Raw genomic sequence first — 10,322 nt, forward strand, 5'->3', positions numbered from 1 at the left:
AGGGCGAGGCCTACGCGAACAAGCTCCGCGAGGCCGGCGTCCCGGTCACCGCCGTGCGCTTCCAGGGCATCATCCACGACTTCGTGATGCTCAACACCCTGCGCGGCACCCACGCCGCCGAGGCCGCGCTGACGATGGCCACCCGCACGCTGCACACCGCGCTGCACGCGGGCTGACCGGGTCCACACGACCGACAAGGAGAGACAGTCATGTCCGGGAACACCACTCCCACCGCCCTGCTCGTGCACGGTGCGTTCGCCGACGCGGCCAGTTGGTCCGGCGTCATCGCGGAACTGCAGAACCACGGCATCCCCGTCGTCGCGCCGCCGAACCCGCTGCGCTCTCTGGCCTCCGACGCCGCGTACATCGCCTCGGTGGCCGCGCAGATCGACGGCCCTGTCGTGCTGGTCGGTCACTCCTACGGCGGCGCGGTCATCACCGTCGCGGGCACCGTGGAGAACGTGGTCGGGCTGGTCTTCGTCGCGGCGTACGTCCTGGAGGAGGGCGAGAGCCTCGGCGAGTTGCAGGGGCGCTTCCCCGACTCGCCGCTGGGTAGCAGCCTGAGGCAGGCCACGTATCCCGTCGAGGGCGGTGACCCGGCCGTCGAGGTCACCATCGTCCCCGAGGCGTTCCCGTCCGTCTTCGCCGCGGACGTCCCCGCCGACGTCACCAAGGTGCTGGCGGTCGCCCAGCGTCCGCTCGCCGCCGGGGCGTTCACGGAGACGGCCACCGCCGCCGCGTGGAAGACCAAGCCCTCCTGGGCCCTGGTCGCCGCCGCGGACCAGGCGATCAACCCCGAGGTCGAGCGCTTCGGCGCGAAGCGTGCCGGAGCGACGATCCTGGAGGTCGAGGGCGCCTCGCACGCCGTCGCGGTGTCCCGGCCGAAGCTGGTCGCCGAACTGATCCGCGACGCCGTCCGCGCGACCGGCTGAGGCACCGGCCGAAGGCACCGGCCGAAGGCACCGGCCGAGCGAGCCGACGGCGGCCGCGTGGATGTACTCCCCCGTGGTCACGGGAACGCCGGCAGGAGGGGGAGACGGATCGTGAACGCCGTCGAGCCGGGGCGGCTGGTCATTTCGATGGTGCCGCCGTGTGCCCGGACCAGTGAGCGGGCGACCGCGAGGCCCAGCCCGCTGCCGCCGCGGTCGCGGCCGCGGGCCTTGTCGACGCGGTAGAACCGGTCGAAGACCCGTTCCTGATCGGCGGCGGGGATCCCGGGCCCGGAGTCGGAGACCCGCACGACCGCCGTACCGGACGAGCCGACGCGCCCGGGCCGCCCCTTCCCCGTGGCCGACACCGCCATGCACACCTTCGTCCCCGCCGGGGTGTGCATGGCGGCGTTGGTGAGCAGGTTGTCGAGGACCTGCCGGATACGCAGGGGATCCAAGGGCAGGCGCGCCGGGTCGGGGCCGGCCGTCACGGACAGCACGTGCTCCCCTCGCCCGGTGCGGAAGGCGTCCGCGGCCTCCCGCGCCAGTTCGGCCAGGTCCGCGTCCTCCAGCCGCACCGGTGTCTCCGCCTCGGCGGCGTCCAGCCGGCGAGGAGGAGCAGGTCGTCGAGGAGTACGCCCGTCCTGGCGGCCTCGGCGCGCAGCCGGGCCAGGTGCTTCTCACGTTCCTCGGGCGCGTTGGCGGCGGCGTACTGGAAGAGGTCCGCGTAGCCGCGTACCGACATCAGGGGCGTACGCAGCTCGTGCGAGGCGTCCGCGACGAACCGGCGCAGCGCTGACGTTCCAGGTAGTCCTTCATGCACGTCGTCAGGGCCGTGCCGAGGACGGCGAACACGACGAGGGACACGGGTGGTGAGCGGGCTCGCCGGGAGCGGGACCGTCTCCCTCGAATCGGCCAACCACCCGGGCTACTACCTCCACCGGAAGAACATCGAGGTCTGGGTGGAGAAGGACGACGGCACGGCGGCCTTCTGGAACGACGCCGGCTTCTACCGGCGGGCGGGCCTCGCCGACGCGGCCTCCGGTGTCTCGTTCGAGTCGTACAGCGGCGCCGGCCGGCGCCTCCGGCACTACGGCTACCTGCTCTACACCCAGCCCGCCGACACGACGCTCGCCAGGGCGGACGCGACGTTCTACGCCGAGTGACCCGCCCCGACACCTAGGGATCCAGCACAGCCCGGCCGCTCCCGCGGCCGGGCTGTGCTGTTGAAATGAGCCAACTTACCGGCGAGTACGAAACGTGTCCATTCACCCTCAACTGCCGAAATCCCACCCTTTCGACCAACGTGAATTTTGATTATGAAGAGGGGAACTAATAAAAGTTTCAATTTACGGCGGGGGAAACAGTTCGTTTCCGCAAGATCGAAGTGGACCTCGCGTTCGACACTACGTCAGCAGGCATTGCCGCAGGCCGAATCAGGGTCACGGAGCGAACCGACCAGCGGTCGCCGACCCCGCCAACTCCACGGAACAAGGCCTCTGTTGCAAGCTCACATCTGGCTCAGCGGTGGCTGTGTCGACCGTGTTACGTCCGGTAATGGCAGCCTCCTTGAGAGTTTGACTTTCACGTGGATGCGCAATAAGCATGAGCGTGCTTCGCATCGGCCGTCGGCTTGTTGTGAAGCGCAAGCGCTCTCCGCTCTCCCCCACCAATCCTCACCCTCGTGCGATTTGGAGCGTTCGCGTGCCTGTGTCGAATTTCGATACTTCCGGCCTGTTTGCCGTAGAGGACATCGTCGTCGCCCTGAACCCGTTCGCCGTCCCCTCGGCGCGCGTCACCGCGGCCGCCGTTCGGGCGGGCGGTCTCGGGGTGCTCGACCTCACCGCGGGTGGGCGTCGGGCGGCGGCGGAACTCGCGCTGGCCGAGGAATGGTCGGCCGCCGGTTTCGGCGTACGGCTCCGCGACAACGATGCCTTCCCCGCGCGGGACCTCCCCGCCTGTGTCCACACCGTCCTGCTGACCGCCGACGCCTCCTGCACGCCCGCCGACTTCCCCAGCCACCGCGTACTCGTCGAGGTGACCGGCCGCGAGCAGGCGTTACGCGCAGCCGCGGCCGGGGCGCAAGGGCTGATCGCCCGGGGCCACGAGGCGGGCGGTCCCGTGGGCGAACTGAGCATATTCGTACTCCTCCAACAGCTCCTCGCCGACGACGAGTTGGACCTGCCGGTCTGGGCCTGCGGCGGCGCGGGCCCGCACACCGCGGCGGCCGTCGTCGCGGGCGGCGGCGCCGGTGTCGTCCTGGACACCCAGCTCGCCCTGCTCGCCGAGGCCGAGGCCGAACTGCCCGCCGGGACCTCCGCGCTGCTCGCCGGGCTCGACGGCTCCGAGACCACCGTGGAGGACGGCCGCCGAGTCGTACGGCGCCGGGGTGCCCAGGAGGGCGCGCCCGCCCCCGAGATCGGTCAGGACGGCTTCCTCGCCACCCGTTTCCAGCAGCGCTGGGGCACCGTGCACGCGGCGGTACGGGGCGTACGGGACTCCGTGCTCGACGCGTTGAAGAGCGCGGGGCCCGGTCTCGACTCGGCAAAGAGCGCGGACCCCTCGCTCGACTCGGCAAAGAGCGCGGGGCCCGGTCTCGACTCGGCAAAGAGCGCGGACCCCTCGCTCGACTCGGCAAAGAGCGCGGGGCCCGGTCTCGACTCGGCAAAGAGCGCGGACCCCTCGCTCGACTCGGCGAAGAGCGCGGGGCCCGGTCTCGACTCGGCGAAGAGCGCGGATCCCTCGCTCGGCCCCGACGGCACGGGCAGCCGCCCCTTCGGAAGCGAACTGCCCGTCGCCCAGGGACCGATGACCCGGGTGAGCGACCAGGCCGCGTTCGCCGCCGAGGTCAGCCGCCACGGCGGGCTGCCCTTCATCGCGCTCGCCCTGTCCGGCGCCGACCAGACCCGCGCCGTACTCGAGCAGACCAGGGACGCGCTCGGCGAGGCGCCCTGGGGCGTCGGCGTCCTCGGCTTCGCCGCCGAGGAGATCAAGGCCGCCCAGCTGGAGGTCGTACGGGAGATCCGCCCGTCCCACGCGATCATCGCGGGCGGGCGTCCCGCGCAGGCCGCCGCGCTGGAGGAGGTGGGCATCTCCACGTTCCTGCACGTGCCGTCGCCGGGGCTGCTGAAGCAGTTCCTGGAAGCGGGCGCGCGCAAGTTCGTCTTCGAGGGCGCCGAGTGCGGCGGCCATGTCGGACCGCGGGGCAGCTTCCCGCTGTGGGAGGCGCAGCTCGGCGTGCTCGACGACTTCCTGGCGGGCGCGAAGAACGGCACCGCCACCGAACTCCGGCTGTTCTTCGCGGGCGGGGTGCACGACGAACGCTCCGCCGCCATGGTGACCGCGCTCGCCGCGCCGCTGAGCGCGCGGGGTGCGGCCGTGGGCGTGCTGATGGGCACGGCGTACCTGTTCACCGAGGAGGCCGTGAACGCGGGCGCGGTGCTGCCCCTGTTCCAGCGGCAGGTGATCGACGCCGAGCGCACCGACCTCCTGGAGACCGCGCCCGGACATGCCACCCGCTGTGTTCGCAGTCCGTTCACCGACGAGTTCGCCGCGGTCAAGGAGGACCTGGCCGCCCGCGGGACACCCGGCCGCGAGGCCTGGGAGCGGCTGGAGCGGCTCAACGTGGGGCGGCTACGACTGGCCAGCAAGGGCATCGAGCGGGTCGACGGCGGGCTGAGCGCGGTCGGCGAGGACAGACAGCTCGCCGAGGGCATGTTCATGGCCGGCGAGGTCGCCGTGCTGCGCTCCGCCGTCACCACCGTCGCCGAGCTGCACGCCTCGGTCACCAGCGGCGCGGCCGGCTTCCTGGCGGCGCGGCGGGAGGCCCTCGGCATCGGGGAACCCGCCGCCGCCCCCTCCCCCGAACCGCTGGACATCGCGATCGTCGGCATGGCCTGCATGTTCCCCGGCGCCCCCGACCTCGCCACCTTCTGGGCGAACGTGCTGGCGGGCGAGGACGCCGTCACCGAGGTGCCCGCGACCCGCTGGGACGCCGAGCTGTACCACGACCCTCGGGGCGCCGGGGAGAAGACCCCGTCCCGCTGGGGCGGCTTCCTCCCCGAGATCCCCTTCGAGCCGCTGCGGTACGGCATTCCGCCCGCCTCGCTGCCCGCCATCGAGCCGGTACAGCTGCTCGCCCTGGAGGCGGCGCGCCGCGCCCTGGAGGACTCCGGCTACGGCAGCCGGTCCTTCGACCGGGCCCGCGCGTCGGTCGTGTTCGGTGCGGAGGCGGGCAGCGACCTGTCCAACGCGATGACCCTGCGCTCCGTCCTGCCCGCCTACCTGGGGAGCCTGCCGCCCGCGTTGGACGAGCGGCTGCCCAAGCTCACCGAGGACTCCTTCCCCGGCATCCTCGCCAACGTCATCGCGGGCCGGATCGCCAACCGCCTCGACCTCGGCGGCGCCAACTACACCGTGGACGCCGCCTGCGCCTCCTCCCTCACCGCCGTCGACGTGGCGTGCAAGGAACTGGCGAGCGGGACGAGCGACCTGGTGCTGTGCGGCGGCGCCGACCTGCACAACGGCATCAACGACTACCTGCTCTTCGCCTCCGCGCATGCCCTCTCGCCCTCCGGCCGCTCCGCGCCCTTCGACAGCGCGGCCGACGGCATCGCGCTCGGCGAGGGCGTCGGCTGTGTCGTCCTCAAGCGGCTCGCGGACGCCGAGCGGGACGGCGACCGGGTGTACGCGGTGATCAAGGGCGTCGGCAGCGCCAGCGACGGCCGGGCGCTCGGCCTGACCGCGCCCCGGCCCGAGGGCCAGTACAACGCGCTGACCCGGGCCTACCGCAACGCGCGCATCTCGCCCGCCGAGGTCGGACTCGTCGAGGCGCACGGCACCGGCACCGTCGTCGGTGACCGCACCGAACTCGGCTCCCTCACCCGGGTGTTCGAGGAGGCCGGGGCTCCGCCCGGCGCGTGCGCGCTCGGCTCGGTCAAGTCGCAGATCGGGCACACCAAGTGCGCGGCCGGGCTGGCCGGGCTGATCAAGACCTCGCTCGCCCTGCACACCGGCGTGAAGCCGCCGACCCTGCACCTCACCCAGCCGAATCCGGCCTGGGACGCGCAGAGCAGCCCGTTCGCCTTCCACACCGAGGCCCGTCCCTGGTCCGCCGCGCCGGCCGAACGGGTGGCCGGGGTCAGCGCCTTCGGCTTCGGCGGCACCAACTTCCACGTAGTCCTGAGGGCCTACGAGGACGGGCCGCCGCCGGTCACCTCGGCCCAGCACTGGCCCGCCGAGCTCTTCACGTTCCGGGGCGCGGACCGGACGGCGGCGGTACGGGCCGCCTCCGAACTGCTCGCCGTCGTGGAAGCGGATCCCGGACCGTACGAGCCGTGGCGGCTGCGGGACTTCGCGCTCGCCGCGTCCCGGCGCGCCGAGGCCGCCACCACCCGGGGCGCCCGGAGCACCGGAGGCACGGCGAGCACCGCAGGCACCTGTGGCGTCCGGACCTGGATCGCCCTCGTCGCCGGGTCGGCCGAGGAGCTGGCGGCGCTGCTGCGCCGTGCGGTAGCCGGTGAACACGCCCCGAAGGAAGGCCTGTTCACGGCCGACGAGGACGAGACGGGTGACGTGGCGCTGCTCTTCCCCGGGCAGGGCAGCCAGCGCCCCGGGATGTTCGCCGAACTCTTCGTCGCCTTCCCCGAACTCCAGCGCAACCTGCGGCTCGACGAGACGACGGCCCGCGTCCTCTTCCCGCCGGCCGCCTTCGACGAGACCGGCCGCAAGGAGCAGCGGGAGCGCATCACCGACACCACCGTCGCGCAGCCCGCGCTCGGTCTGACCGGGCTCGCCGCGTTCCAGCTCCTGACCAGGGCGGGAGTGCGCCCGGGGATGGCCGCGGGCCACAGCTACGGAGAACTGGCCGCGCTGGCCGCGGCGGGCGCCCTGACACCCGACGCCCTGCTGCGCACCAGCCGCGCACGTGCCGCCGCCATCCTGGGCGCCACCGGCGAAAGCGACCCCGGCACCATGGCCGCCGTCGCCGCGGGCGAACCGGAGGTCGCGGCGGCCCTCAGCGCCGCGGGTCTGGCCGACTCGGTGGTGACGGCGAACCGCAACTCGCCCCGCCAGACGGTCATTTCGGGTCCCACCGAGGACGTCCTCACCGCCGTCGAGCGACTGCGTGCCCAGGGGCTCGGCGCCAAGCGCATCCCGGTCGCCTGCGCGTTCCACAGCCCGCTGGTCGCGGCGGCCGGCGAGACCTTCGCCGAGGTGCTCGCCGAAGTCCCGTTCGCTCCCACCGACTTCCCGGTCTGGTCGAACCGTACGGCCACCCGCTACCCGATGGACCCCGAGGAGATCCGGGCCGAACTCGCCGCGCAGATAGGCTCCCCGGTCCGGTTCGCCGACCAGATCGAGGCGATGTACGAGGCCGGGGCCCGGGTCTTCGTCGAGGCCGGACCCGGCTCGGTGCTGACCCGGCTGGTGGGCGCGGTCCTCGGCGACCGGCCGCACCGCACGGTCGCCCTGGAGGACGGCCGACGAGCCGGTCTCGCCGGGTTCCTCGCCGCGCTCGCCCAACTGGCCGTCGCCGGTGCGGGCATCAGGACCGCGTGGCTCTTCCAGGGCCGGGACGCGGTCCCCGCCGACGCCCGCGCCCCGCGTCCCAGGCGCGCCGCGTGGACGGTCGACGGCCATCTGATCCGTACGGCGGACGGCGTGATCCCCGCCGCCGCACTCCACCCCGCCGAGCGTGTCCCGGAGGCCCTCGTGACCCACAGCAGCCCGGTCGGACCAGTGGCGGCGGCCACCGGATCCGAGGCCCTGATCAGCGAGTTCCTGCGCACGAGCCGGGAGATGATCGCGGCGCAGCGGGACGTGATGCTGGGGTACCTGGGAGCGGACCCGGGGATACGTCCCGCGGCCCCCGCCCCGATCACGTACACCGACGCCCCGGTCACGGTGACCGCGCTGCCCGCCGACGCCCCGGTCACGGTGACCGCGCTGCCCGCCGCCGCGCCGGTTGCGGTGGCCGTACCGGCAGGTGGCTCGGTGCTGTCGGTCGTGCTCGAGGTGATCGGCGAGCGCACCGGCTACCCGGTCGACATGATCGAACCCGACCTCGACCTCGAAGCCGACCTCAGTGTCGACTCCATCAAGAGAGCCGAGATAGCCGGCGAACTGGCCACCCGCCTCGGCCTCACCACGACCGGCGACACCGACGTGGAGGAACTGACCAAGGCACGTACCGCCGCCGCGATCACCGCGCTGGTCGAGCGGGTGACCGGCCCGGGAGCCGCCCCGGCGCCCGCTTCCGCTCCCGCCGTAGGGACCGCCCCGACCGCCGAGTCCGTCCTGGCCCTCGTCCTCGACGTGATCGGCGAACGTACCGGCTACCCCGTCGACATGATCGAACCCGACCTCGACCTCGAAGCCGACCTCAGTGTCGACTCCATCAAGAGAGCCGAGATAGCCGGCGAACTGGCCACCCGCCTCGGCCTCACCACGACCGGCGACACCGACGTGGAAGAGCTGGCCAAGGCGCGTACGGCCGCGAGCATCGCCGCATTGGTGGTGGGTGTCCGAGGTGAGTCGGCCGAGCCCGAGACTCTCGAAACTGTCCCGGCCGTCCCCGAACCCGTCGTCGTGGCGCCCAAGCGTCTCGTGATGCGGGAGTTCGACCTCGCCCCCGCCGACCCGGCGCCCACCAGCGACCTGCTGATCGGCCGCAGTTTCCTGCTGCTCGGTTCCGGGCCGGTGGCCGAGGCGCTGACCGCCCGTCTGACCGTGCACGGCGCCCATGCGGTGACCGCCGAAGAACCTCCGGCCGAGGGAGAGTTCGACGGGATCGTGCACCTCGTCGCGCCGGACTCCCCGCCCGTCCTGCCGGACGTCTTCCCCGCCTACCAGCGGGTCCTGGCGGGCAACCCGCGCTGGATGCTCGCCGCGGGCGCCTCCCCCGGGCTGCGCGGCTTCTTCCGCTCGCTCGCCCGGGAGTACCCCGACACGGTCGCCCGAGTCGTCGAGCACGCGCCCGGCACCGCGCCCGAGGACATCGCCGCGGAGCTGGTCGCCGAGCTCACCGCGCCCGACCACGAGCCGGTCGTCCTGCGCGCCCCCGGCACGCGGCGCGGACTGCGCATGGCCGAGGAGGGGCTCGGTCTGCTCGGCAGCACGGGCGCGGGGCCGGCCGGGGACGGTGCCGCCGAGGCCGCCACGCTCGGTCTGGACGCCGACTCGGTCGTCCTGCTGGTGGGCGGCGCCCGGGGGATCACCGCCCGGTTCGCCGCGACCCTGGCCGCCGCGAGCCGCTGCCGGATCGAACTGTTCGGCCGCACCGTCCTGCCCGAGGGCGCGGAGGACCCCGCGCTCGCCGCCGCGGGCACCGCCGGCGAACTGCGCAGCGCGCTCATCGCGCGTGGGCTGCGCGTCCCCGCCGAGATCGAGCGGGCGATCGGCCGGATCCAGGCCGAACGCGAGGTGCGCGCGACCCTGCGCAGACTCGCCGCGCTCGGCTCCGAGGTGCGCTACCGCGCCGTGGACGCGCTGGACGGCGACGCCGTGCGCCGGGCGGTGAAGGAGATCCACGCCGAGCACGGGAGACTCGACGGCGTCGTGTACGCGGCGGGCGTGATCGAGGACAGGCTGATCGCCGAGAAGAGCCCGCGGTCGTACGACCGGGTGTTCCGTACGAAGGCCGACGGCGCACGTGAACTGCTGGCCGCGCTGGCCGAGTTGCCGGACGGGGAGGGCCCCCGGTTCACCGTGCTGTTCGGCAGCATCGCGGCGGCCCTCGGCAACCGTGGCCAGTGCGACTACGCCGCCGCCAACGACGCCCTGGAGACCCTCGGCGCCCGTTGGGCGGACTCCGGTACCGGCCGCCGCGGACTGACCGTCCACTGGGGTCCATGGGCGCCGACCGGCGACGGCAACCACGGCATGGTCACCCCCGAGCTGATGCGGCACTACGCGGGCCGCGGCATCCAGCTCATCGACCCCGACGAGGGCACCATGAGCCTGCTGCGCGAGCTGGCCTGGGGGCCCGAGGGCGACACCGCCGTCGTCTACACGGCGTCGGGCTGGTGACCGACGTGACCGGCGCCCGCGCCGAACCCATCGCCATCGTCGGGATGTCGGTGCTCTTCCCGGGCGCCCCCGACCTCGCCACGTACTGGAACAACCTGGTCTCCGGTGTCGACGCCATCACCGAGGTGCCGCCGGGGCGCTGGGACGCCGAGGAGTACTACGCGCCCGGCGCCGGGCCCCGGGCCGACCGGGTCTACTGCCGGCGCGGCGGTTTCGTGGACGAGCTGGCCGAGGTGGACGTCACCGAGTTCGGGATCATGCCGGCCGCGGTCCACCCGTTGTGCCGCCCACGGCGGCATGACCGCCAGTGGACCCGAAGCCCCCTGCGGCCCGCGCCGAGCCGGGAAGTTCCGCGACCTCCTG

Annotated in this window: 2 protein-coding genes and 5 pseudogenes; 5 read left to right on the top strand and 2 right to left on the bottom strand. The window is 73.4% G+C overall.

Annotated features, from left to right (window positions below):
* Both ABZ656_RS52805 and ABZ656_RS52810 read left to right on the top strand, forming a co-directional pair.
* Positions 1–176, top strand: a pseudogene (locus tag ABZ656_RS52805) (esterase); the annotation flags it as partial.
* A 33-nt stretch (positions 177–209) separates the two neighbouring features.
* Positions 210–932, top strand: coding sequence for an alpha/beta hydrolase (locus tag ABZ656_RS52810; protein WP_101401665.1), 723 nt, complete (start codon positions 210–212; stop codon positions 930–932).
* 77 nt (positions 933–1,009) lie between these two features.
* On the opposite strand, the pseudogene ABZ656_RS52815 reads toward ABZ656_RS52810, so the two are convergent.
* A pseudogene (locus tag ABZ656_RS52815) lies at positions 1,010–1,722 on the bottom strand (HAMP domain-containing sensor histidine kinase); the annotation flags it as partial.
* Positions 1,723–1,795: 73 nt separating this feature from the next.
* On the opposite strand from ABZ656_RS52815, the pseudogene ABZ656_RS52820 reads away from it, so the two are divergent.
* The 3 genes and pseudogenes from ABZ656_RS52820 to ABZ656_RS52830 all read left to right on the top strand — a co-directional run.
* Positions 1,796–2,095: pseudogene (locus tag ABZ656_RS52820) on the top strand (AbfB domain-containing protein); the annotation flags it as partial.
* Positions 2,096–2,633: 538 nt separating this feature from the next.
* On the top strand, positions 2,634–9,959 hold the full coding sequence (locus ABZ656_RS52825; protein WP_360279198.1) for an SDR family NAD(P)-dependent oxidoreductase: 7,326 nt from the start codon (positions 2,634–2,636) through the stop codon (positions 9,957–9,959).
* A 44-nt stretch (positions 9,960–10,003) separates the two neighbouring features.
* Positions 10,004–10,231 (top strand): annotated as a pseudogene (locus ABZ656_RS52830) (beta-ketoacyl synthase N-terminal-like domain-containing protein); the annotation flags it as partial.
* Here the strand turns inward: ABZ656_RS52830 and ABZ656_RS52835 are convergent.
* Positions 10,215–10,322: pseudogene (locus ABZ656_RS52835) on the bottom strand (dUTP diphosphatase); the annotation flags it as partial. The pseudogenes ABZ656_RS52830 and ABZ656_RS52835 overlap by 17 nt on opposite strands.

This window comes from Streptomyces sp. NPDC007095 (assembly GCF_040634475.1).
Lineage (GTDB): Bacteria > Actinomycetota > Actinomycetes > Streptomycetales > Streptomycetaceae > Streptomyces.

Coding starts and splice junctions, on each gene's coding strand:
- ABZ656_RS52810 (WP_101401665.1), top strand. CDS start 210: ATGTCCGGGAACACCACTCCCACCGCCCTGCTCGTGCACGGTGCGTTC.